At 41.1% G+C, this 23,108-nt stretch carries 20 protein-coding genes; 13 read left to right on the forward strand and 7 right to left on the reverse strand.

Annotated features, from left to right (window positions below):
• Positions 1-779: 779 nt before the first annotated feature.
• Positions 780-2,486 (forward strand): GGDEF domain-containing protein, encoded by a 1,707-nt coding sequence (locus G9371_RS07305; RefSeq protein WP_029424086.1) that lies wholly within the window; start codon positions 780-782, stop codon positions 2,484-2,486.
• A 33-nt stretch (positions 2,487-2,519) separates the two neighbouring features.
• Here the strand turns inward: G9371_RS07305 and uvrA are convergent, their stop codons facing one another.
• A complete protein-coding gene (gene uvrA, locus G9371_RS07310; protein WP_000083355.1) occupies positions 2,520-5,354 on the reverse strand; it encodes an excinuclease ABC subunit UvrA in 2,835 nt (944 codons plus the stop codon).
• Between the two features lie 296 nt (positions 5,355-5,650).
• Here uvrA and G9371_RS07315 point away from each other — a divergent pair, with 296 nt between their 5' ends.
• The 4 genes from G9371_RS07315 (at position 5,651) to G9371_RS07330 (ending at position 8,047) form a co-directional block, all read left to right on the forward strand.
• Entirely contained in the window at positions 5,651-6,253 is a 603-nt protein-coding gene (locus G9371_RS07315) for a TetR/AcrR family transcriptional regulator (RefSeq protein WP_000826323.1), read from the forward strand.
• Between the two features lie 3 nt (positions 6,254-6,256).
• The gene (locus G9371_RS07320) at positions 6,257-7,234 is read left to right on the forward strand and encodes a zinc-binding dehydrogenase (RefSeq protein WP_001256576.1); all 978 of its coding nucleotides are present in this window, start codon (positions 6,257-6,259) and stop codon (positions 7,232-7,234) included.
• Between the two features lie 65 nt (positions 7,235-7,299).
• Positions 7,300-7,653 carry a DUF1304 domain-containing protein gene (locus G9371_RS07325; RefSeq protein ID WP_029424087.1) on the forward strand — a complete coding sequence of 118 codons (354 nt, stop codon included), beginning with the start codon at positions 7,300-7,302 and terminating at the stop codon, positions 7,651-7,653.
• A 52-nt stretch (positions 7,654-7,705) separates the two neighbouring features.
• The gene (locus G9371_RS07330; protein ID WP_029424088.1) at positions 7,706-8,047 is read left to right on the forward strand and encodes a GlpM family protein; all 342 of its coding nucleotides are present in this window, start codon (positions 7,706-7,708) and stop codon (positions 8,045-8,047) included.
• 49 nt (positions 8,048-8,096) lie between these two features.
• Here the strand turns inward: G9371_RS07330 and tenA are convergent, their stop codons facing one another.
• Positions 8,097-8,771, reverse strand: a complete 675-nt coding sequence (tenA, locus tag G9371_RS07335) for a thiaminase II (protein ID WP_000899418.1) — start codon at positions 8,769-8,771, stop codon at positions 8,097-8,099.
• Positions 8,772-9,033: 262 nt separating this feature from the next.
• Between tenA and G9371_RS07340 the strand changes: the two genes are divergently transcribed.
• From G9371_RS07340 to ssb, 3 genes are all read left to right on the forward strand, one after another.
• Positions 9,034-10,116, forward strand: a complete 1,083-nt coding sequence (locus tag G9371_RS07340) for a DUF475 domain-containing protein (protein ID WP_000680213.1) — start codon at positions 9,034-9,036, stop codon at positions 10,114-10,116.
• A gap of 146 nt (positions 10,117-10,262) precedes the next feature.
• Positions 10,263-11,627 carry an MFS transporter gene (locus tag G9371_RS07345; RefSeq protein WP_000980460.1) on the forward strand — a complete coding sequence of 455 codons (1,365 nt, stop codon included), beginning with the start codon at positions 10,263-10,265 and terminating at the stop codon, positions 11,625-11,627.
• 51 nt (positions 11,628-11,678) lie between these two features.
• On the forward strand, positions 11,679-12,260 hold the full coding sequence (ssb, locus tag G9371_RS07350; protein WP_001215080.1) for a single-stranded DNA-binding protein: 582 nt from the start codon (positions 11,679-11,681) through the stop codon (positions 12,258-12,260).
• Positions 12,261-12,298: 38 nt separating this feature from the next.
• On the opposite strand, the gene G9371_RS07355 is transcribed toward ssb, so the two are convergent.
• A complete protein-coding gene (locus G9371_RS07355) occupies positions 12,299-12,622 on the reverse strand; it encodes an AzlD domain-containing protein (protein WP_029424089.1) in 324 nt (107 codons plus the stop codon).
• Positions 12,619-13,314 (reverse strand): AzlC family ABC transporter permease, encoded by a 696-nt coding sequence (locus G9371_RS07360; RefSeq protein WP_029424090.1) that lies wholly within the window; start codon positions 13,312-13,314, stop codon positions 12,619-12,621. Before G9371_RS07360 ends, G9371_RS07355 begins: the two co-directional genes overlap by 4 nt.
• A 68-nt stretch (positions 13,315-13,382) precedes the next feature.
• Here G9371_RS07360 and G9371_RS07365 point away from each other — a divergent pair, with 68 nt between their 5' ends.
• On the forward strand, positions 13,383-13,931 hold the full coding sequence (locus G9371_RS07365) for a helix-turn-helix domain-containing protein (protein WP_000081859.1): 549 nt from the start codon (positions 13,383-13,385) through the stop codon (positions 13,929-13,931).
• Positions 13,932-14,236: 305 nt separating this feature from the next.
• On the forward strand, positions 14,237-15,679 hold the full coding sequence (locus G9371_RS07370) for an amino acid permease (protein ID WP_000718865.1): 1,443 nt from the start codon (positions 14,237-14,239) through the stop codon (positions 15,677-15,679).
• Positions 15,680-15,739: 60 nt separating this feature from the next.
• On the opposite strand, the gene G9371_RS07375 is transcribed toward G9371_RS07370, so the two are convergent.
• The gene (locus G9371_RS07375; RefSeq protein WP_029424091.1) at positions 15,740-17,239 is read right to left on the reverse strand and encodes a PLP-dependent aminotransferase family protein; all 1,500 of its coding nucleotides are present in this window, start codon (positions 17,237-17,239) and stop codon (positions 15,740-15,742) included.
• Between the two features lie 155 nt (positions 17,240-17,394).
• On the opposite strand from G9371_RS07375, the gene gabT reads away from it, so the two are divergent.
• Positions 17,395-18,687 carry a 4-aminobutyrate--2-oxoglutarate transaminase gene (gene gabT, locus G9371_RS07380; protein WP_000380899.1) on the forward strand — a complete coding sequence of 431 codons (1,293 nt, stop codon included), beginning with the start codon at positions 17,395-17,397 and terminating at the stop codon, positions 18,685-18,687.
• Positions 18,684-20,132, forward strand: coding sequence for an NAD-dependent succinate-semialdehyde dehydrogenase (locus G9371_RS07385; protein WP_000615675.1), 1,449 nt, complete (start codon positions 18,684-18,686; stop codon positions 20,130-20,132). The genes gabT and G9371_RS07385 overlap by 4 nt, the downstream gene beginning before the upstream one ends.
• 104 nt (positions 20,133-20,236) lie before the next feature.
• Here G9371_RS07385 and G9371_RS07390 read toward each other — a convergent pair whose 3' ends face one another.
• Both G9371_RS07390 and ycaC read right to left on the reverse strand, forming a co-directional pair.
• On the reverse strand, positions 20,237-21,211 hold the full coding sequence (locus G9371_RS07390) for a LysR substrate-binding domain-containing protein (protein WP_000912183.1): 975 nt from the start codon (positions 21,209-21,211) through the stop codon (positions 20,237-20,239).
• A 20-nt stretch (positions 21,212-21,231) separates the two neighbouring features.
• Positions 21,232-21,858, reverse strand: coding sequence for an isochorismate family cysteine hydrolase YcaC (gene ycaC / locus G9371_RS07395; protein ID WP_000046156.1), 627 nt, complete (start codon positions 21,856-21,858; stop codon positions 21,232-21,234).
• A 277-nt stretch (positions 21,859-22,135) separates the two neighbouring features.
• Here ycaC and G9371_RS07400 point away from each other — a divergent pair, with 277 nt between their 5' ends.
• On the forward strand, positions 22,136-23,008 hold the full coding sequence (locus G9371_RS07400; protein ID WP_000713965.1) for a pirin family protein: 873 nt from the start codon (positions 22,136-22,138) through the stop codon (positions 23,006-23,008).
• Positions 23,009-23,108 lie beyond the last annotated feature (100 nt).

Below are 23,108 nucleotides of genomic sequence, written 5' to 3' on the forward strand. Positions count from 1 at the left end.
AAATAGTTTAAAAATAATTACATTTACAATTGAAAAAAGCGATTTTATTAATCGGTTTTATCGTTAATTTATTTGTCGACTTGTTTAATAAATAGCCACTCAAACATTATTCTTTTTTCAATTTTGCTGTATTTTGAGTAATAGTTAACACTATTTTGATAAGTTCATCTAAATAATCTATCTATTTTGAATTATTATATAATTGAATAAAGCAAAGAAAATATGTTTTTAAACTAAAAAAACGATTAAAAAATTAATTCTGATCAATTTAATCAACTTTACAAAATTAGAGATAAGTCACACAATTCAATTGCAAAGTTCACTATCTAACATTTTTAGAGTTGGAAGTGCTTTCCCAGATACGATGTGTTATCACATCAGACTTTACGAGCTCAGCTTTCCCCAAGGTTGAGCTTTTTTTTATCTATAAGAAAACATTAATATTTATTAAAAAAAATACATGAAATTTCTTCTATTGAGTGTGTATAAAAAAGAACCCAGCTGAGGGCTGGGTTTAGGATGCTGGGAGAAACATCCAAGAGGAAAAAGAAGCTAATTATAGGATTGCGAAATTTACATCATCTGTAAAATGGAGTTTTGCTATAGCCATCATTTGCTCTTTCGATCAAATTTTTAAGAAATAGAAAAGATGAAAGCGTATATTGCGTTAATCGAACTTTGTTGCTGAACTTCTGTGCAGTAAAGTGCTAGGATGCGGATTAATTACTTCATTCTATAGTAGTGATCATGGTAGGACATTTACGGAGTACCAGCTAGAAATGTCAGGATTACGTTCAGAACATATCAGTAATCGACTGTTTTTCTTCATGTTGGTCATTATTTTGTCCTTACTGTTTATGGCGGTTCCGCTTATTGTCAGCAGTTATCAAGAGTACTTAAAAACTAAACAGGCTTTGGTTGAAATTAAAAGCTTAAGATCAATTGCTGAAGTTGCAAATAAAGTCTCTAAAGAACGTGCGCCCGCAAATAAATTAATGTCGAGTAACGCTGCCGACTTTTTAAAAAATCAAAAAAACTTAAAAGAATATCGCCTCTCTGTTGATCGCCAACTTAATGAAACTATTCATATTTTAAAAGAAGAAGGTTATACCGATTTAGCAAATACTTTAGATACTAAATTTAGAGATGATTTAAAACAAGCTCGCGCTGTAGTTGACTATTATGTTGCAACTCCTGAACAAGCGAGAAGCTCTATACAATTCGATAATGCAATTTTGGCTATGTTTGGAGCTTGGGATAGCTGCCGAGAAGTTTTACAAAATTTGATGCTACAGTTAAAAAGTAAAGATAGCCAAATTAACAATTACTTTACTTTGATTGTGGTGTTGACCGATATGCGGGATCAAGCTGGTCGTACCGCATCTAATGTTATTGCACCTGTGACTTTTAAAGAAACCATACCTAATGATAATCGGGCGCGGTCTTTGCAGACTCAGCAGCAAGCACGCTACTTATGGGCACTTGTAGACACACTACAGTCAGAGCAAGCTAAAACTCCGGAATATCATAGCCTTTACTCAAGGGTTAAAACTGAATTTTTAGATAAAGGCGTACCTATTGTGGGTCAGCTTTTAGATGAAAGCCAAAAGCACCAAGCCTATCATTTAAATGGAACAGAACTGACAGACCAAATCGTTGATAAATTTACCACGGTTATTGATTTGCAAAAGTTTTTACTTAATAAAAGCGTCTTGATTGCATCTCAAGAAAACTATTTGGCAAAAAAGAAGTTTTTCCTTACTTTGCTCATTTCAAGCATATCCTTAGCAGCAGCGTTACTTACACTAATTTATGCAAAGAGAAGGGTGTTTGAGCCTCTTATTCAGGCCCGTACCTTAATTCTTGATTTATCTCATAGCACAGATTACCCAATAGATGAGTTGAAACCTAAAAAAGGCGAATTTATTTCGTTGTTCGAAGCTATTGATCGTTTACAAAGGATGCTCAAACAGCGAGATGCTTTTGAATTCCAGCTTAAAAATATTGCTAATACAGATCCATTAACGGGTGTATCCAATCGTTTGGCTTTATCTGAGTATTTAAAAATTGTTGAGAGTTACCCTCAAAAATTTTCTCAAACTTGTTTGATGATTATTGATATTGATCGCTTTAAACACGTGAATGATCAATATGGTCATATTGTGGGTGACCAAGTGATTCGGCGTATCGCAGATCAATTAAAAGCAAATGTACGGGCTTCTGATTTAATTGTTCGTTATGGTGGTGATGAGTTTTTAATTTTGTTAGAACAAGTGCAGTTTTTAGATGCACGTCTCTTGGCCGAAAAAATTCGTATTGCGATTTCTTTAGAGGAAATTGATCTATCTGGTACACAAGAAAAATTGCATGTATCGGTCAGTATTGGGTTTGCGATTGGAGCGACAAGCTGGATGGAGTTATTAGAGAACGCTGATCGTTCACTCTTAAGAGCTAAAGCTCGGGGACGAAATGTAGTAGAGGGATAAAAAAAGCCGGAAAATAAATTCCGGCTTTTTGTTTTATTGTTTCAACATCGGTTTCAAGAAACGACCCGTATGGGAAATTTCAACCTCAGCCACTTGTTCAGGTGTACCTTCGGCAATGATCATACCACCGCCCGAACCACCTTCAGGGCCTAAGTCGACAACCCAGTCTGCTGTTTTAATGACATCAAGGTTATGTTCAATTACCACAATGGTATTACCCTTGTTGCGTAGCTCATGCAAAATATCGAGTAACTTGGCAATATCGTGGAAATGCAAACCTGTTGTTGGTTCGTCCAAGATATAAAGCGTTTTACCCGTATCACGTTTCGCTAACTCACGAGCCAGTTTGACACGCTGTGCTTCACCACCAGATAAAGTAGTAGCCGCCTGACCTAAACGAATATAGCCTAGACCTACCTGAGTTAAGGTTTCTAAACGACGGTGAATAACTGGAATAGCACTAAAGAACTCAGCAGCATCTTCAACCGTCATTTCTAAAACATCAGAAATGTTTTTGCCTTTATAGCCGACTTCAAGTGTTTCACGGTTATAGCGTTTGCCATGACAAGCATCGCAAGGTACATACATGTCTGGTAAGAAATGCATTGCGACTTTAATCATACCGTCGCCTTCACACGCTTCGCAGCGTCCGCCTTTTACGTTAAACGAGAAGCGACCCGCACTATAACCACGAGCTTTCGCTTCTGGTGTTTGAGCAAATAATTCACGAATTGGCGTAAATAGACCCGTATAAGTCGCTGGATTAGAGCGCGGTGTACGGCCGATTGGGCTTTGGTCAATATCAACGACTTTATCTAAATGTTGAAGACCATCAATTGAATCAAATTTTTCAGCGGTTAAGGTTGTTGCACCGTTGAGCTGTGTTGCAGCCAGTGGGAGTAACGTACGGTTAATCAGTGTTGACTTACCTGAACCTGAAACACCCGTGACACAAGTCATAATGCCAAGTGGGATGGTTAAATCGACATTTTTTAAGTTATGACCCGCTGCACCTGAAAGTTTAATTTTTTCTTCAGGTTTAGGTGGTTGAGTTCGCTGTTTTGGCACTTCAATTTTGAGTTTGCCTGAAAGATATTGACCTGTGAGCGAGTCGGCATGTTTAGCCAGCTCATCATACGTACCTTCAGCAATAACAACACCACCATGCACGCCAGCACCAGGGCCGATATCAATAATATGGTCAGCTGCACGGATTGCATCTTCATCATGTTCAACGACTAATACCGTATTACCTAAGTCACGTAAGCGAATTAGCGTTTGTAATAAACGGTCATTATCACGTTGATGGAGACCAATTGATGGTTCATCGAGTACATACATAACACCCATCAAACCTGCACCAATTTGCGAAGCTAGACGGATACGCTGGGCTTCACCACCCGATAGCGTTTCGGCAGAACGAGCCAGACTTAAATAGTTCAGGCCAACACTCACCAAGAAATGTAAACGCTCACGAATCTCTTTAAAGATTTTATCTGCAATTTCACCTTTGGCACCTTCAAGGTTTATACCTTGATAGTAACTTTCGGCATCTCCAATCGACATGCGGGTAATGTCGGCAATCGTTTTGTCTTTTACACGAACATGACGTGAAATTTCATTGAGACGTGACCCACCACATGCATCACAAGCTGCATTAGACAAATATTGTGCTAAATCATCACGTACATAGTTACTTTCAGTTTCACGATAGCGACGTTCAAGGTGTGGCAAAATTCCTTCAAAAGGTTGCACGCGTGTATGTTTACGGCCGCGTTCATCGATATAACTTAAATCGATTTTTTCTTTGCCAGTACCTTGTAAGAATTTCTTTTGCGTGTCTTTATCTAACTGATTCCAAGGTGTATCCAGTTGAAAACCGAAATGGTCGGCAACTTTTTGCAGCATTGAATAGTAATAAGGACGTTGACGATCCCAACCACGAATAGCACCTTCACTAATTGCCAGCTCAGGGTTAGGAATGAGTTTTTCAGGACTGAAATGGCTACGTGTACCTAAGCCATCACAGACAGGGCACGCACCAAACGGGTTGTTAAATGAAAATAAACGTGGCTCAAGCTCTGCGACTGCGCGATCACATTCAGGGCATGAGTGTTTTGCAGAAAAAACGCGATCTGGGTGTTCGCCATTCATCCATGATAAAACTGCAATATCGCCACCTAAACGCAGTGCAGTTTCAAATGATTCAGCAATACGGTTGCCTAAGTCATCACGTACTTTAAAGCGGTCAACAACGACTTCAATGGTATGTTTTTTCTTTTTGTCGAGTTCTGGTGGTGTATCAATATCAATGATTTCGCCATCAACACGCGCACGAACAAAACCTTGACCTTGTAGTTGTTCGAACAAGTTGCTGTATTCACCTTTACGCTCACGAACAACAGGGGCAAGCAACATGAGTGCAGTGCCTTCCTCAAGGTTCTTTACCGCATCGACCATTTCAGAAACAGTTTGCGCAACCATAGGTAAGTCGTGTTCAGGGCAATAAGGCGTACCGACACGTGCATAAAGCAGACGCAAATAGTCGTAAATTTCGGTAATCGTACCAACCGTTGAACGTGGGTTATGGCTAGTAGACTTTTGCTCAATGGCAATCGCTGGTGATAAACCTTCAATCGAGTCAACTTCAGGTTTTTCCATTTGCGATAAAAACTGACGGGCATACGCTGAAAGTGATTCGACGTAACGGCGTTGTCCTTCGGCGTACAGGGTATCGAAGGCAAGAGAAGATTTTCCTGAACCTGATAGCCCCGTAATTACCACAAATTTGTCGCGTGGAATATCGAGTGACACATTTTTTAAGTTATGGGTGCGTGCGCCTCGAATACGGATATGACTTTGGCTCATAAAACATCTCAATTGTGTATTGATGAAAATTTAGGTGTTGAGTGATCAGCCGCAGGGAGGTGTGACTGGTTATAAACAACAGACCCTATATATGATAACGATTTAAAATTGTTCAAGTGGTATAAAATGATTTAAAGCGACAAATTGTGACGGTTAAACGACAAACGACAAAATTTGTTTAATTAAGCAGGTTGTATTTTTAACATTCCTCATTCTACATTTCTACTCTAAGCAAATTTTAACCAGCAACATAATTTTACTAGACGACTGGTCTAATAGTTGTTTATGATGAATGCATGAAACGATTAAATAAAAGCGAAACCACACGACAACACATTTTAGATACCAGTTTTGAACTGGTGCTACATAAAGGTTTTGTCGGTGTTGGTTTGCAAGAAATTTTAAAGGCTTGTGACGTACCTAAAGGTTCGTTCTATCACTACTTTGCTTCAAAAGAGGCGTTTGGCTGTGCGTTGCTCGAGCAATACATGGCCAATTATAAAGTCCGTATGGAACAGCTTTGGCAGCACAGTGAGCAAAGTGCCCATGCCCGTTTAATGGCTTTATGGCAGGCGTGGATTGATGATCCGGTAAACGGTAGTTGGGCTGAAAACTGCTTGATTGTGAAATTGGCAGCCGAAGTTTCGGACTTGTCAGAAGATATGCGCCAAATTCTCAATGACGGTGTGCACAAATTAACGCAGCGTCTAGCTTTACTACTCAAAGAAGGGCAACAAGAAGGATCAATTCCAAAACATATTGAACCTTTGAAAACTGCGCAAGTCATGTATCAGTTATGGTTAGGCGCTGCTTTACTCACAAAATTGTCGCAAGACAAAGCACATCTACATCTAGCCTTAGAAACCACCCAACAACTCTTAAAACCGATAGAGGAATAAAGCATGCGAAGTATTATCCATCGTAATTTTGGCGAACCTGTAGACGTTTTAGAGCAGGCGGATATGCCAAAGCCTGAACCAAAAGCAGGCGAAGTGCGTATTAAAACCATCATGTCTCCGATCCATAATCATGATGTATGGACAGTACGCGGTAGTTATGGCTATAAACCAACCTTACCTGCGATTGGTGGCAGTGAGGCAGTTGGTATTGTAGATGCGTTAGGTGAAGGTGTTGAACATGTACAGGTAGGGCAACGTATTGCCGTTGCGGCTGTGCATGGCAGTTGGGCTGAATACTTTATTGCGCCTGCTCAAGGGATTATTCCACTCAATAATGAAATTGATGATGAAACAGCAGCGCAGCTGATTGGTATGCCAATTAGTGCACTCATGCTACTCGACTTTGTTAACGTTCAACCGGGTCAATGGCTCATTCAAAACACGGCGAATGGTGCAGTCGGTAAAACAGTTGCCATGATTGCGCAGGCACGTGGTTTACCTGTGATTAATCTGGTTCGCCGTAGTGATGCAATTGCCGAGATGCAAGCATTAGGTATTCAACATGTTGTGGCAACTGATCAGCCGAACTGGAAAGAGCAAGTTAAACAGATTCACGGTGACCAACCTCTAATTGCCGGTGTGGACTCGATTGGTGGAAGTGCAAGTGGTGAAATGCTGAATTTACTCAGTGAAAATAGCCTGCTCGTTTCGTTCGGTAGTATGACTGGCGAAACCATGCAGATTTCATCGGGTGATCTAATTTTCAAACAAGCGACAGTAAAAGGTTTCTGGGCGAGTGTGGTTAATAAAGAAATGCCAGCAGCTCGTAAAAAGGAACTGATTGTTGAGCTATTAACATTAGCGACTCAGAAAAAATTAATCTTGCCTGTAGAAGGTGTATTTAGTTTTGATGAGATTAAAACTGCGGCTCAAAGAGCAACGCAAGGCGCTCGTCAAGGCAAAGTATTATTAAAGCCGTAAAACACTAAAAGATCAGTCGAGAGACTGATCTTTTTTCATATCTTTAAAATAAAAAGGAAAATTGTATGATCGGACAAATATTGATTGCGCTTATCGCAATATTACATGTCTATATTTTAGTGTTAGAGATGTTTTTGTGGGACAAACCTTATGGCATGAAAGCCTTTGGAAATAATGCAGAAAAAGCAAAACTCACCAAAGTCATGGCACAGAACCAGGGTCTTTATAATGGCTTTTTAGCAGTAGGTTTATTTTGGTCTTTATTGGCTGATGCACCATTTGCAACATCAATTGCCAACTTCTTTTTAGGCTGTGTACTGATTGCTGGTATTTATGGTGGTCTAACTGCCAGTAAAAAGATTATTTATATTCAGGTGGTTCCGGCATTGATTGCTTTGGTCGCTGTTAATTTTCTTTAAAAAGCGCAAAATACAGCGTTTTGAAATGGAAATGACAAGATAGGATCAGCGCATGTGGGCGTTATTTTTAAAGTGTATGTTGGGGGCTGGAGTTGTCCTCATTATTTCGATTTTATCGAAAAGTAAGGCATTTTATATTGCGGGTTTAGTCCCGCTTTTTCCTACCTTCGCTTTAATTGCTCATGTGATTGTTTTTCAGCAAAAAGGAGCCGAAGCATTACAGAAAACGGCTTTATTTGGTCTATGGTCACTGATTCCTTATGCTATTTATTTAGCTGCTGTTTATGTGCTGGCAACGCGTATGTCGATGTGGTCTTGTCTAGGAGTCGCAACGGTATGCTGGGTTGTGGCTGCGGCAGGTTTGATTTACGGCTGGCAATTGTTTCAAAGTTAAATTAAACACTGACCATTTAATGAACTAAATGGTCAGAACTCATCTTATTTTAGATCTGATCTAAACCTAACCATTGTCTTTGATGGTAGGCACTATCCCAAAATAGCCATTCAAGTTTTGCACCCATGGTATAGGCTGCATGCATTTTCTCTAAAGTATCTGCATCACAACGTGCGGCAACTTTATCTACCGTCGCAATCACATTACGAACGGCGGTATGGAATTCTTCACCTGCGTAGGTATCAATCCATGCCTGATAAGGATTGTTCGGGACAGACTTACTCACGATATCTTTACCGACTTCGGCATAAATCCAGAAGCAAGGTAAAAGTGCAGCAAGTACAACAGGGTAGCTTTCAGACCAAGCAGTTGCTGTCAAAAATGAAGTGTAATGATGGCCTGCCAAGGTCAATGGGGTATTTTTAAATTCTTCTTTGGTGACACCAAAGTTTTTCATGAAGTCATCATGCAAGCTACGTTCAACCACAATTGCAATTTTAGCTGCATCTGAAAACTGCATAATATCGTCAGCATCAAAAGCTTTAGCTGCTGCAACAGCCAGCACACGGCCATAGGCCACTAAATATTGAGCATCTTGAATAACATAATGACAAAAAGCTTCTTTATCTAAAGTACCGTTAGCAAGTTCCTGATTAAAAGGCAGGTCGAGAATTTTTTGATATAAATTTAAATTACGTTGCCAGAGTTCTTGAGAAAAAAGCATAAAAACATTCCATTTAAAATAAGACAGCTAAACCCGATTTTAAATCAATTTTAAAATACAAAAATAATAATGATAGATATATCGCAAGAAAATATTTAATACGATTAATAAGTTAATGAAATATTATAAATTTCTTTATTAAACAGTGAGATAAAGTAAAGTGAATAACGGCACAAAACAACATCGTTTTGTGGTTAATTATCGATATAATAGCCGCGGTTTTAAGAAAGATTAAATTTAGTTCTTGGTATAGGTCTGATCCATGAAGCATTTCCGATTTTCGATATTTTTTACGGTGGTGTGTTTAGCACTATCCGCTTACTGGGGTTTTACCCATGGACCTGAAGCGGGCGTGTCAACCATGCTTAAAGCTTTAACCATTACCGCGATTTTAGCTGTGATGGAAGTTTCTTTATCTTTTGACAATGCGGTCGTGAATGCATCGGTTCTCCGTAATTGGGACCCGTTCTGGAAAATGATCTTTTTAACGGTAGGTATTTTAATCGCCGTTTTTGGTATGCGTCTGATTTTCCCAGTCGTGATTGTTGCAGTGACTGCTGATATGGGTGTTGTTGAAGTAGCCAAAATGGCACTTAATGATCCGAAAACCTACTCTGAACGTTTAATGGCACATCACGCTGAAATTTCGGCTTTTGGTGGAACATTCCTATTACTGGTTTTCTTAAACTTTTTCTTTGATGACGAAAAAGAAACGCATTGGTTTAGATGGCTTGAATCTAAACTTGCAAGCTTGGCAAGCGTACCGGCAATGTCTGTATTTCTTGCTTTGATTGCCTTAATTGTGATGGCAGGTTATGTCGATGACCATCAACGTTTAGCTGTAACTATGGCCGGTATTTGGGGCATTGTGGTTTACATTGGCGTTGAAGTGCTCAGTCATTTATTGGGCGGCGAACCTGAAATTGATGAAAATGGTAATGCTGTATTACAAGATGGATCAGGCGCCGCTTCTGGTGTTGTAAAAGCCGGTTTAGGTGGTTTCTTATATCTTGAAGTGTTAGATGCATCATTTAGTTTTGATGGTGTAATTGGTGCATTTGCCATTACTAGCGATGTTGTCGTGATTATGCTCGGTCTTGCAATTGGTGCTATTTTTGTCCGTTCAATGACAGTTTACCTTGTAGAAAAAGGCACACTAGATGCCTACGTGTTCTTAGAACATGGCGCGCATTATGCGATCGGTGCTTTAGCATTCATTATGATTGCAAGTGGTACTGGCGTACATGTACCTGAAGTTGTCACAGGTTTAATTGGTGTAGCGTTCATTGTTTGGGCGGTTATCGCTTCAATTCAATATTCGAAGCGCGAGCAACAGTCGCCTTAAGCTAATTTTCAGCAAACTTCGATAAACTAAAGAGGCTAAACGCCTCTTTATTTTTTTAAGCCCAAATCGTTATTTTAAATAAGGTGTCCCGTATTTTTAGAAACGAATCGGCTTATAATTTACTTAGTTTGATAACGTGTATTGATATGATGAATGCTTTGGAACGTCGCTCAACTTTTGCCTTAAGTAGTATTTTTGCGCTACGCATGTTGGGCTTGTTCATGATTATTCCTGTCTTTTCTGTAGTTGGGCAGTCATATCAATATGCGACTCCAGCACTCATTGGTTTGGCTGTAGGTATTTATGGTTTAAGTCAGGCCATTTTACAAATTCCATTTAGCTTACTTGCTGACCGTTTTAGCCGTAAACCGCTTGTGGTCTTTGGTCTATTGCTCTTTGCTATTGGTGGTGCAATTGCTGGACTATCTGACACCATTTATGGCGTAATTATTGGCCGTGCTATCGCTGGGGCGGGTGCAGTTTCGGCAGTAGTTATGGCACTTTTAGCCGATGTGACGCGTGAAGAGCAGCGTACTAAAGCCATGGCTGCCATGGGTATGAGTATTGGCTTATCTTTTGTAGTCGCTTTTAGTCTTGGGCCTTGGCTCACAAGCCTTGTAGGTATTTCTGGTTTGTTCTTTGTGACAACCATCATGGGTTTGATCGCGATTGCGATGTTATTGCTGGTGCCTAAAGTCACTCGTCACCATCGTAATTATCAGCAAGGCTACATGGCACAGCTTAAACAAGTCATTCAAATGGGTGATTTAAACCGTTTACACGTTTCGGTTTTTGCATTGCATTTATTGCTGACCGCCATGTTTATTTATGTGCCGTCACAGCTTATCGAGTTTGCGCATATTCCTTTGGCGAGCCACGGTTTGGTGTATTTGCCACTTTTGGTTATTAGTCTGTTTTTTGCATTTCCTAGCATTATTATCGCTGAAAAATATCGCAAAATGCGCGGCATTTTCTTAACAGCAATTACAGGTATTATTGCAGGTTTACTATTACTGATATTTGGTTATCAGTCTAAATATGTCTTGCTTGCAGGCTTAGGTATTTTCTTTATTGCCTTTAATGTCATGGAGGCTTTATTACCTTCTTGGCTGTCAAAATCAGCTCCAATCCAGTCGAAAGCCACCGCTATGGGGGTAAATGCCAGTAGCCAGTTCTTAGGTGCCTTTTTTGGTGGCACACTAGGTGGTCAATTATTGATGTTACATAATACTGCGATTGGATGGAGTGTCTTAGCAGGGATTGCTATAATATGGCTGCTAATTAGTTTTGGTTTAGCTCAGCCGCGGTATTTGTCATCTATTGTGCTGCCATTGCCGCAAGTGCAACAGGTGAATGAGTGGACCACACAACTATTGGCAATTCGTGGTATCGAAGAAGTTGTGGTGATGCCTGACCAGCAAGTTGCTTATATTAAAGTCGATAAACAGTCTCTTGATGACGCTTCGCGACGTGATTTAACGCAGTTGTTCGGTAAAGAGGTAGCCATTTAAGCATAACTCTTATAAAGTAAAACATAGAAATGTATAGGATGAAGACAGCTAATGCGTGGTGTAAATAAGGTTATTTTGGTTGGTACTTTGGGTCGTGATCCTGAAACAAAAACTTTTCCAAATGGGGGCTCGTTGACCCAGTTTTCTATCGCAACAAGTGAAGTTTGGACCGATAAAAATACAGGTGAACGTAAAGAACAAACAGAATGGCACCGTATTGTTTTGCATAACCGTTTAGGGGAAATTGCTCAGCAGTTTTTACGTAAAGGTTCTAAAGTTTATATCGAAGGTTCATTACGTACACGTCAGTGGACAGACCAAAATGGTCAAGAACGTTACACTACAGAAATCCGTGGTGACCAGATGCAAATGTTAGATGCTCGTCAACAAGGTGAACAAGGTTTTGCTGGCGGTAATGATTTTAACCAGCCACGTTTTAACGCGCCTCAACAAGGTGGAGGCTATCAAAATAACAACCAAGGTGGTGGCTACGGCCAAAACAATGGTGGTTATGGTGGCCAAGGTGGTTTCGGTAATGGTGGCAATAGCCCACAAGGTGGTGGTTTTGCACCTAAAGCACCACAACAACCAGCGTCTGCACCAGCTGATTTAGACGACGATTTACCGTTCTAATCAAAATTTCAAAAAGGCGAGTTTATCTCGCCTTTTTATTATTCAATTCCAAGTAAACGTACCAGTGCTGTGCCAGCCGCTGCCAGACAAATCACCAATAAAAGCGGTGCTTTTTTCCAAACTAAGAAAAGTGCCAAACCCACCCCAAATATACGTGCGAAACCTGCGAAATGGTGACCTTCAAAAAATGTAGTGGTCACAGCAATGGCACAGAGCAAAACGGTTGCGCCGTTTGAGAGTAAAACTTGGTATTTTTCAGAAAATGAAAACTTGGCACCTAAGTGGAAACCAGCAAAACGGATACTGTACGTACCCAGTGCGAGTAGAGTTATTCCTACAATAATCAGTAACTGTTGACTCATTTTTTTCTACCCCATATCAAGCCAAAAAGTGAAATCAGGATTGGAAGTCCTGCGGCTAAAAAAGGTGTGGTTATCAACGCTAAAGTTGATCCGGCAAATGCAGCTTTTCGAGTCACCTTATTCTTTAAAGCAGAAAAAGTAAGAGCAATTAAAATAGCTGGGAAAATCGCATCTAAGCCAAATATTTTAGGGTCTGGAATAGCACTCCCAATAAAATAACCTGCAGTGACACCGAGCGGCCAACTGAGCATGATGCCTATACCACATAGCCAGTAAGCAGCCTTTTTGGTTTCGAAATCAGGCTGTGCCATACCAAACAGAACGCTTTCATCGTTCATGATATGAGACCCAAAATATTGAGAGAATTTGCCTCGAATCAGTTCATTGACCGCAATGCCAAAAGGCAGATGTCTTAAATTGACGAGTAGTCCTGCAATTGCAGCCGCAATCGGGCTACCACCTACCGCCAAGAATCCAATAAAAATAAATTCAGCAGTTCCCGCGAGCACAAATATGGACAGGCAAAGTGGAATCCAAAGTGCTAAGCCATAACTTGCGGCGAGTGAACCTAAGGACATACCAACGACACTCGTTGCTAAGCACACAAAGAAAATCGAGCGAGTAGTATCTTTACTAAGTTTTCTAATAAGAGCGTATGTAGTCATGGCATGATATAACGAACGATTTTCCATTATAATGAATAAGTCTGATTGTTTTGTCAAAACGAACGATCGTTTTTTTTATAGAACGGATAGAATGAATGTCTCAGCCAATCGAAATTATTGCCAAAGGTTTAACGCGTGAACGCCAAAGAGCAGGGCTTTCATTGGCAGAGGTTGCGCGCCGTGCAGGTGTTGCTAAATCTACACTTTCTCAATTAGAGGCAGGGCAAGGTAATCCAAGTATTGAAACCTTGTGGGCACTTTGTGTTGCACTCAATATTCCATTTGCACGTTTGATGGAAGAACCGAGCAATCAAGTGCAAGTCATTCGCTGTGGCGATGGGCCAACGGTGAGTTCGGAGATTGCCAATTACAAAGCAATTTTGTTGGCGACCTGTCCACCCCATGCGCGCCGAGATGTGTATTTATTGATTGTTGAACCGGGCGAAGATCGACTTTCAGAACCACATCCAGTTGGTTCGGTAGAACATATTATTGTGGTTGAAGGGCGAGCTTTAGTGGGTTTAATTGATGAAGCGGTTGAGCTGGGTGTTGGAGACTATATTTGTTATCCAGCCGATCAAAAACATATATTTAGAGCCTTGGAAACAGGCACAAAGGCGTTATTAATTTCTGAGCAAAACTAAAGAAATTCAATCTGATTAAAATAAAAACAAAAAGCCATTTACCAGCATCTTCTACAAAAAGAGCCAATTTTGCGTATAAATTTTGCAATTGGCTCTCTCTTTTATTACAAAAATGGCTCTCGTTTCTTGAGTGCCGAAACGACAAATTAAAGCCATTGGATGTATGCATACGGAAGCGCCGGATAAGCTCAGTGAATTTTCTATTTTAGGAATTGGGCAGAACGGCTAAATTTTTAGGGGATATTTTTTGGCTTCGGAGGATGTCCGAGACTAGCCGATATCCTCCATATATTAAGGAAAATGATATGGCAGCTCATCAAAATGGTTCTGAAGCCAATCACTCCCAAAGTTTAAAACATGGACTTAAATCACGCCACTTAACCATGATCTCGATTGCAGGGGTTATTGGTGGCTCTCTCTTTGTTGGCTCAGGCAGTATTATCTACAACACCGGCCCTGTAGTTTTTCTAACTTATGCTTTAGGTGGTCTACTCGTTTGGTTCATCATGCGTATGTTAGGCGAGATGGCCGTTTTAAATCCCGACAGTGGCTCTTTTTCAACTTATGCAGACCGTGCGATTGGTCGTTGGGCAGGGTTTTCAATTGGTTGGTTGTACTGGTGCACGCTGGCGATGCTCATGGGCTGGGAAGCTTATGTAGCAGGAAAGATTTTAAACAACTGGTTCCCGTTTATACCGATCTGGGTTTATATGACCGTTGTCATTGTCGCACTGGTTGTTGTCAATTTACAAAACGTCAAGAACTATGGTGAATTCGAGTTCTGGTTTGCGCTCATCAAAGTCATCGCGATTGTTGTTTTCCTTGTGATTGGTAGTTTAGCCATCATGCATTTGTGGCCTTGGGGCAATCCGGCTGCATCTGGTATAAGTAACTTAACCTCTCAAGGCTTTATGCCAAATGGCGGTTCGTCAGTGATTACCGCCTTGCTTGGGGTGATGTTCGCCTATATTGGCGCTGAAATTGTTACCGTAGCAGCAGCAGAGTCTGCAAATCCATCTAAAGAAATTCGTAAGGCATCAAACTCGGTGGTTTGGCGTATTATTTTATTCTACGTTGGTTCAATGTTCGTTGCTGTATGTCTTATTCCTCACAACAATGAACTTTTAAAAGATTCGACTTGGGGTACTTATAGTGTAACTCTGTCTGCACTTGGTATTCCGGGCGCGCGCCATATCGTAAATTTTGTAGTTCTAACATCGGTATGTAGTTGCTTTAACTCAGCGCTTTACACGTGTTCACGGATGCTATTCTCGTTGTCTAAACGTGGTGATGCACCAAAAAGTTTTGGTTCTGTAAACAGTAAAAGCAGTCCTTGGGTGGGTGTGATTGTGTCATGCTTCTTCTCTGTAATTGCGGTAATTTTAACTGCAACAGAGAGTATGAATGTTTATGACTTCTTCATGTTAACAACAGGTGCAGCAACACTATATGTGTACCTGACCATTGCTTATTCTCAGCTTCGTATGCGTAAAAAATTAGAAGCTGAAGGCGTGAAGATTGACTTTAAAATGTGGATGTTCCCTTACCTGACCTATGTGGTGATCTTTGCAATTATTGGTGCAATTCTTACCATGTTGATTGAAGGTACTTATTTTAAAGAAGTGATTTACACCACAGCATTGTTCGGCATTATTGTGTTCTTCGGATTGTTGTCTGAAAAATTGGGTTGGGGTAAAGAGCGTAGAGCGACTCATTTAACTCATAGCCATGAAGAAAAGTTAGTTTAAATTTTTAAACCAAAAGAGCCTCACAATGAGGCTCTTTTTTATTTTGCTCAGATAAAAAGATCAATTCAGTGTGGGTACATCTGCTTCACGTAAGCACTGGAGCAAGACACCAAAAGCCATCACCATATCTTTTTCATTTACACAGGCAAAGCCCATCAGCAGTCCGCGCTCTGCATGGGCATGCGACTGCATGTAATATTGTGAAAGTGGACGAACTTTAACACCACGTTCAAGTGCAGTCGCCGCAATCGCGACATCATCGCAAGAGTTTGGCAGTTTTAAAACCAGATGTAATCCTGCCGCTTCGTCATATTCATGAATAAATTCGGGGCCAAGATAGCGTTGAATTAAGCTCACCAAGTAATCACGGCGTTTACCATAGAGCAGGCGCATACGGCGAATATGCGCTTCATATTGGCCTTCACGAATAAATTCAGCGAGGGCTTTTTGCTCAAGTAAGTGCCCACCACGATAAAGCTCGGCCGCAACAATACGTAGCGGTGAAAATAACGGCTTAGGGACAACCAAATAGCCAATTCTTAAAGATGGATAAATAGTTTTACTAAACGTGCCCATATATAAAACAGGTGCGTTATTTTCTAAGCCTTGCAAAGATGGATAAGGCTGGCCCGAGAAACGGAACTCACTGTCATAGTCATCTTCTACAATCCAGCTATTGTGCTGACGTGCGATTTGAATCAATTGTCTGCGACGATCAAGGCTTAAATGTGAGCCAAGTGGATATTGATGTGATGGTGTGACAAAAATGAGTTTCGGTGGTACAGCCGGATTTTCTTCGGGAATAATGCCTTCAGCATCGACAGGCATCGGCTGAATATCGAGGCCATTAATCCGTAATGTATTACGCATTCCCCAATAAGCGGGATCTTCAATCCAGACTTTATCTCCCATATCACTTAGTGCACGTGAGACTAAATCAATGGCTTGGTGAATACCTTCGGTAATAATAATCTGGTCCGCATCGCACTGGACTGAACGCGCAACACGTAGGTAATCTGCCAACGCACTTCGAAGCTCTATGCATCCACCTGCGTTGCTATAAATCAAGCGGTTAATGTCCGGTTCGCGGCTTAAGCGTGCTTGAATACGACTAAAAATATGATGTGGAAACTCGGTAACATCCGGTGCTCCCGGAACAAAGGCTCCCCATTGATGTGGCGAGGCTGCGGCATAGCCTAATAAGTTTGAGCCACGCTGTGAGAGGGCGTAAGAACTTTGAATATTTGGGCTAGAAACTACTTTTTTCTTGTTTTGTGTATTTAAAAAACTCTCTGGTAATTTTTCGGCAACCCATGTGCCATGTCCTGTCCGTGCTTCTAAATAGCCTTCGGCCTGTAGTTGTTCGTAGGCACTAAGAACGGTATTTCTCGAAACATGAATTTCACTGGCTAAATCGCGTGATGCAGGTAGACGAGTCTTCGGCTGGATCACTCCATCAATAATGGCACCACGCAGGCAACGGAAAAGGCGTTGATGTAGTTTCCCTTCAGTGTCCTGTTGGAGTCGTTGCAGCAAATGATCTCCAAGTAAACTACGCAATTGGCTCTCTCCTACAGTTAAAAAGTGGCTCTCGTCAGTTGCCATCAGACGAGCGAAATTACATGCATAGGCAGTCGTTGTAAAGCACCCTGAAAATTAAGCACAGGATGCAAAAACCAAAGCTGCAACTGACGATGAAAATATGAGGGAATCAAATGGATACTCAACATTCTGCACTTAACGCACGTAAACAGCAAGCAACTCCACGTGGTGTAGGCGTGATGTGTCAGTGGTATGCGGAAAAAGCTGAAAATGCCACGATTTGGGACAAGGAAGGCAACCAATTTATCGATTTCGCTGGTGGTATTGCGGTTTTAAATACAGGCCATCGCCACCCTAAAGTAATTGCAGCGGTGACTGAACAACTTACTAAATTTACTCACACTGCTTATCAAGTTACGCCATATGAAAGCTATGTGGCTTTAGCTGAACGTATTAATGAACGCGCGCCAATTGCTGGTCCTGCGAAGGCAGCTTTTTTCACAACAGGTGCAGAAGCTGTTGAAAATGCAGTGAAGATTGCTCGTTGTTACACAGGTCGTCACGGCATTATCACGTTTGGTAACGGTTTCCACGGCCGTTCATTTATGACCATGGCAATGACAGGTAAAACTGCGCCTTACAAACGTGATTTCGGTGTAATGCCAGCGGGTGTGTTCCACGCACGTTACCCAGTACCTGCAAAAGGTATTTCAGTAGATGCGGCAATTGAAAGCGTTGAAGATATTTTCAGTGAAGATATTGCGCCACATGACGTTGCAGCAATTGTACTTGAGCCAGTACAAGGTGAAGGCGGTTTCAATGTGGTGCCAGCCGAGTTCTTAAAACGTTTACGCGCAATTTGTGATAAGCACGGTATTTTACTTGTCGCTGATGAAGTGCAATCTGGTTTTGCTCGTACTGGTAAGTTATTTGCGATGAACCATTATGAAACTAAAGCAGACCTCATCACGATGGCGAAAAGCTTGGGCGGTGGTTTCCCTATTTCAGGTGTTGTGGGCCGTGCAGAAGTCATGGATGCACCAAACCCGGGTGGTCTAGGCGGTACTTATGCAGGTAGCCCGATTGCAGTTGCCGCTGCGCATGCCGTGATTGACGCGATTGAAGAAGAAAACTTATGCGACCGTGCAAATGAATTAGGCGCTGAGTTAGTTGCTACGCTTAAAGATATTCAGCAAGCAACAGGTGACGTAGTAACCGATATTCGTGCTTTAGGTTCAATGGTTGCAGTAGAACTTGAAACTGCTGAACAAGCAAAAGTTGTACAAAACTATGCAATGGAAAACGGGTTGTTACTTCTTACTTGTGGTAAATACGGTAATGTAATTCGTTTCTTATATCCATTAACCATTCCTGCTGAGCAATTCCGTCAAGGTCTTGATATCTTGAAACAAGGTTTTGCGACACTAAAAGCAGGTAGTGCAAAAGCAATGGAGCAATCTGCATGATTCAAAATAATTTGCAGTATTTATTAAAACATCCTGATATTTCATTAGAAGCACCTGCATCAAATGACTATATCGAGGTGAAGGATGCTGCTACGGGTGAAACTTTGGCATGGGTAAAAACCTATGACCGTGCAGGAGTTGAAGCCGCAATTAACCGTTCAGCAAAAGCGCAGGCTGCTTGGAAAAAGCAAACTGCCTTGGCGCGTGCTGATGTGCTATTGGCATGGTACAACCTCATGCTTGAGCACAAAGAAAATCTGGCTCAAATCTTAACAGCTGAGCAAGGTAAACCATTGGCAGAAGCACGTGGTGAAATTGGTTATGCAGCATCATTCATTCGCTGGTTTGCCGAGCAAGCGCGTCGTATCGATGGTGAAGTCTTAACACCTACGTTGCCAAACCAACGTCTGCTCGTGATTAAACAAGCGATTGGTGTTACAGCTGCAATTACGCCGTGGAACTTCCCGGCTGCCATGATTACGCGTAAAGCAGGTCCAGCCATTGCTGCAGGTTGTTCAATGTTGGTTAAACCGGCAGAGCAAACGCCGTTAACTGCCTATGCGCTTGAAGTTTTGGCGTTACAGGCAGGCTTACCAGCAGATGTTTTAATTAACATTAGTGGTGATGCAGTTGAAGTCGGTAAAACCCTTTGCGAAAGCGATATTGTTCGTAAGTTAAGCTTTACTGGTTCAACGCAAGTTGGCCGTATCTTGATGCAACAATGTGCGCCAACCATTAAAAAGCTTTCGCTTGAACTGGGTGGTAACGCACCGGTACTGGTATTTGATGATGCCAACCTTGAACAAGCAGTTCAGGGCATCATGGCAAGTAAATATCGTAACAGCGGTCAAACCTGTGTGTGTGCTAACCGTATTTATGTTCAAGATGGCATTTACGATGCGTTGGCAGAGCGTTTGGTTGAAGCTGTGTCTAAGCTTAAAGTTGGCGATGGCCGTCAAGAAGGTTCAACTCAAGGGCCTTTAATTGATGAAGATGCGATTGCTAAAGTGCAGTCTCATATTGCTGATGCTACTGAGAAAGGTGCAACTGTTCGTATCGGTGGCCAGCGTTCAGCACTTGGCGGTACATTCTTTGAACCGACTGTGTTAACTGGCGTAACGCAAGACATGAAAGTATCTAAAGAAGAAACTTTTGGTCCACTTGCCCCATTGTTCCGCTTTAAAACTGAAGATGAAGCAGTGGCAATGGCGAACGATACCGAGTTTGGTTTAGCTGCTTATTTGTTTACTCAAAGCACAGCTCGTCAATGGCGAGTAGGGGAGGCACTTGAGTACGGTATGGTCGGCATTAACACGGGCGCGATTTCAAACGAAGTTGCTCCGTTTGGCGGCGTAAAACAGTCAGGTCTAGGTCGTGAAGGTTCAAAATTCGGCATCGAAGAATATGTCGAAATGAAATACCTCTGCGTAGACTTATCTGAGTAAGGGATAAAGCGAGTTCGCTTTGTTCTGAACGAAAACATGCAGTTATACTGCATGTGATGTTTCACAAAAAAACCGGTCATGCCCATTCATGACCGGTTTTTTATTTAAGTCGGCAAATATCCTTCATGGCTTTCGGGTAAACGTCTGAGTTCTTCAATGAGGGTTTCAATGAGTTTTTCGACCACCAGACGTTGTCCTTTTCTAGACACATAAACCAGTTGTAGCATACCAATATTCGACTTCCAGTCAGGAAGAATATGAACCAGTGTTCCTTTACGAATTTCCGATTCAACGGTTAAAAAAGGAAGATCTGCAATACCTAAACCATCCATTACGGCATAGTAAACACCAGCCAAGTCATTACTTTTAATACGTGGTTGATAAGGCACATCAACCGATTCACCATTACGTATATTGCATAAATGCCAAATATAATTTTGCTTTTGTGTGCCTAAGCTAATACTTGGAAAGTCCTGTAATTCGGAATAATGCTTAATGGTGCGACCTTGCAGTAATTCAGGCGAAGCCACCAGACAGTGATCGGTTTTAATCACATCACGAACAATCAAATTTGAATCTTCATTCGGTTCAAAATTGGTTCGAATCGCAAGGTCGATGTCATCATGCAAGATATCTACTCGACGGCTGGTTAGCTCAAGAGATATTTCAACTTTAGGGTAGGTTTTTAAAAACTGATTTAAAATTTTTCTAATTTGAAAATGCATCATTAAAGGTGGGCAGCTTACTTTTACCAAACCTTGAGGCTCACTTTTTTGCTTTAATAACACGTTCTCTGCACATTCAACTTGAGCAATGACTTTGCAGCATTCCTCGTAAAATTCTTGACCTAAATCGGTCACTTTAAAATGGCGGGTTGTTCTTTGAATCAGGCTGACATTAAATTTATTTTCAAGGTCAATAATGCGTCGGCTGAGCTTGGATTTACTAATATTTTCGGCCTCACTGGCCGCACTAAAGCCGCCGTGTTTCACGACCAAATAGAAATAATAAAAATCATCAAAAGAGCTTATCAATGTCCGTTCAACCCATTTAAATTCAAGATTAGAATGCTTAAGCATTCTAATCTTGGCAGTAGAACTTATTTTTGGCTAGTGTTGTGATTGTAACTTGAAATCAGGTTACGGTAGTCAGGGATATGATTTGAGAACAATGTGCCCAAACCTTCAATATCATTACGCCAGTCACGGTGTAATTCACACGCCATACCGAACCAAGTCATCAGCTGAGCACCTGCTTTAGACATACGGTCCCAAGCTGCATCACGTGTTAATTCGTTGAAAGTACCAGAAGCATCAGTAATTACGAATACTTCAAAGCCTTCTGCCAAAGCAGATAGTGCAGGGAATGCTACACAAACTTCAGTTACAACACCTGCAATAATCAGTTGTTTTTTACCGGTTGCTTTAACCGCTTTTACGAAATCTTCATTGTCCCACGCATTGATTTGGCCTGGACGTGGAATAAAAGGTGCATCTGGGTGAATTTCTTTTAACTCAGGAACTAAAGGACCGTTTGGACCAGTTTCAAAACTGGTTGTTAAAATTGTTGGAAGATTGAAGTATTTTGCTGCATTTGCAACAGCAAGTACGTTGTTTTTAAATTTATCCGGATCGATATCTCGAACTAAAGAAAGTAAACCTGCTTGATGGTCAACTAAAAGAACCGCAGCATTATCCTTGTCTAAGCGTACATAATCTTGAGCCATTTTTTATGTCCTCATGTTATCAAATTGAATAATCAAAAATTATTGAGTAGGTCATCAGTGCCTAAAATCATGCTAGATGAGTTTGTTGTCGTAATTAAGTCTAAAAAATAGGATTAAGAATTTTAAAAATAGGACGATCTCTTGAACAAAACATCAAAATTTATGATTGTCTCATAAATGCAATAATGTGTTGCTAATCCTGATCTATAAACTGCAATTATTGAGGCGTAAAATCAATCTCAGTTCAAGAAAATCCTACATATATAGGAGAGATCAGATGAAGAAATTTCTTGGTGCATATCAAAATAACCACATGCATTGGGTTGGTGATGGTTTCCCTGTATATAACCTGTTCTCTTATGACCGTTTAGGCCAAACCCTAAGCCCATTTTTGTTACTGGATTATGCAGCGCCTTATAACTTCTCACCAACCACCGAACAACAAGGTGTAGGTTCACATCCTCACCGTGGCTTCGAAACAGTTACTATTGCCTATCAAGGTGAAGTGACTCATAAAGACTCAAGTGGTGGCGGCGGAACCATTAAAACCGGTGACGTGCAATGGATGACTGCGGGTGCAGGGGTGTTACATGAAGAGTTCCATTCTCCTGAATTTGCAGAGCATGGCGGTCTTTTTGAAATGGTGCAATTGTGGGTAAATTTACCTTCGCATTCAAAAATGACCCCTGGAAAATATCAAGCCATTGAAGCTAAAGATATTCCGGACATTGCACTAGACGAGCACGGTAGTCATTTGCGTGTGATCGCAGGTGAATATGCAGATGCAAAAGGTGCAGCAACTACATTTAGTCCATTAAATGTATGGGACGGTAAATTGGTAAAAGGCCAAAAACATACCCTGTATGTACCTGAAGGGCATACTACCCTTGTTGTTGTGCTAGAGGGTGCGGTTGTGGTCAATGATACAAACCGTCTTGAAGGCAAAACTGTTGCGATTTTATCTCGAGAGGGCGTTGAGTTTAGCTTAAATGCTGAAGAAGACACTAAATTCTTGGTGTTGACTGGCCAACCACTGAATGAGCCAATCGAAGGTTATGGTCCATTTGTCATGAATACCAAAGCCGAGATTATGGAAGCGATTAACGATTTTAATCGTGGAAAATTCGGTTCAATCATGCAAGAAGGATAAATTGCTAAGCTGTGCTTAATGATCTTTAAAAGCAAAGTAATAAAAAGCCCGCTATCAAGTGTGAATAGCGGGCTTTTTCGCTGTAAAGTTTCTGTTTTTA

Source organism: Acinetobacter sp. EKM10A (genome assembly GCF_011075215.1).
Taxonomy (GTDB): Bacteria; Pseudomonadota; Gammaproteobacteria; order Pseudomonadales; family Moraxellaceae; genus Acinetobacter; species Acinetobacter baumannii.

Coding starts and splice junctions, on each gene's coding strand:
- G9371_RS07325 (WP_029424087.1), top strand. CDS start 7,300: ATGATCGGACAAATATTGATTGCGCTTATCGCAATATTACATGTCTAT.
- G9371_RS07360 (WP_029424090.1), bottom strand. CDS start 13,314: ATGGAAAATCGTTCGTTATATCATGCCATGACTACATACGCTCTTATT.
- G9371_RS07370 (WP_000718865.1), top strand. CDS start 14,237: ATGGCAGCTCATCAAAATGGTTCTGAAGCCAATCACTCCCAAAGTTTA.
- G9371_RS07365 (WP_000081859.1), top strand. CDS start 13,383: ATGTCTCAGCCAATCGAAATTATTGCCAAAGGTTTAACGCGTGAACGC.
- ycaC (WP_000046156.1), bottom strand. CDS start 21,858: ATGGCTCAAGATTATGTACGCTTAGACAAGGATAATGCTGCGGTTCTT.
- G9371_RS07320 (WP_001256576.1), top strand. CDS start 6,257: ATGCGAAGTATTATCCATCGTAATTTTGGCGAACCTGTAGACGTTTTA.
- G9371_RS07330 (WP_029424088.1), top strand. CDS start 7,706: ATGTGGGCGTTATTTTTAAAGTGTATGTTGGGGGCTGGAGTTGTCCTC.
- G9371_RS07400 (WP_000713965.1), top strand. CDS start 22,136: ATGAAGAAATTTCTTGGTGCATATCAAAATAACCACATGCATTGGGTT.
- G9371_RS07355 (WP_029424089.1), bottom strand. CDS start 12,622: ATGAGTCAACAGTTACTGATTATTGTAGGAATAACTCTACTCGCACTG.
- G9371_RS07390 (WP_000912183.1), bottom strand. CDS start 21,211: ATGCTTAAGCATTCTAATCTTGAATTTAAATGGGTTGAACGGACATTG.
- G9371_RS07385 (WP_000615675.1), top strand. CDS start 18,684: ATGATTCAAAATAATTTGCAGTATTTATTAAAACATCCTGATATTTCA.
- ssb (WP_001215080.1), top strand. CDS start 11,679: ATGCGTGGTGTAAATAAGGTTATTTTGGTTGGTACTTTGGGTCGTGAT.
- G9371_RS07305 (WP_029424086.1), top strand. CDS start 780: ATGTCAGGATTACGTTCAGAACATATCAGTAATCGACTGTTTTTCTTC.
- G9371_RS07345 (WP_000980460.1), top strand. CDS start 10,263: ATGATGAATGCTTTGGAACGTCGCTCAACTTTTGCCTTAAGTAGTATT.
- tenA (WP_000899418.1), bottom strand. CDS start 8,771: ATGCTTTTTTCTCAAGAACTCTGGCAACGTAATTTAAATTTATATCAA.
- G9371_RS07315 (WP_000826323.1), top strand. CDS start 5,651: ATGAAACGATTAAATAAAAGCGAAACCACACGACAACACATTTTAGAT.
- gabT (WP_000380899.1), top strand. CDS start 17,395: ATGGATACTCAACATTCTGCACTTAACGCACGTAAACAGCAAGCAACT.
- G9371_RS07340 (WP_000680213.1), top strand. CDS start 9,034: ATGAAGCATTTCCGATTTTCGATATTTTTTACGGTGGTGTGTTTAGCA.
- uvrA (WP_000083355.1), bottom strand. CDS start 5,354: ATGAGCCAAAGTCATATCCGTATTCGAGGCGCACGCACCCATAACTTA.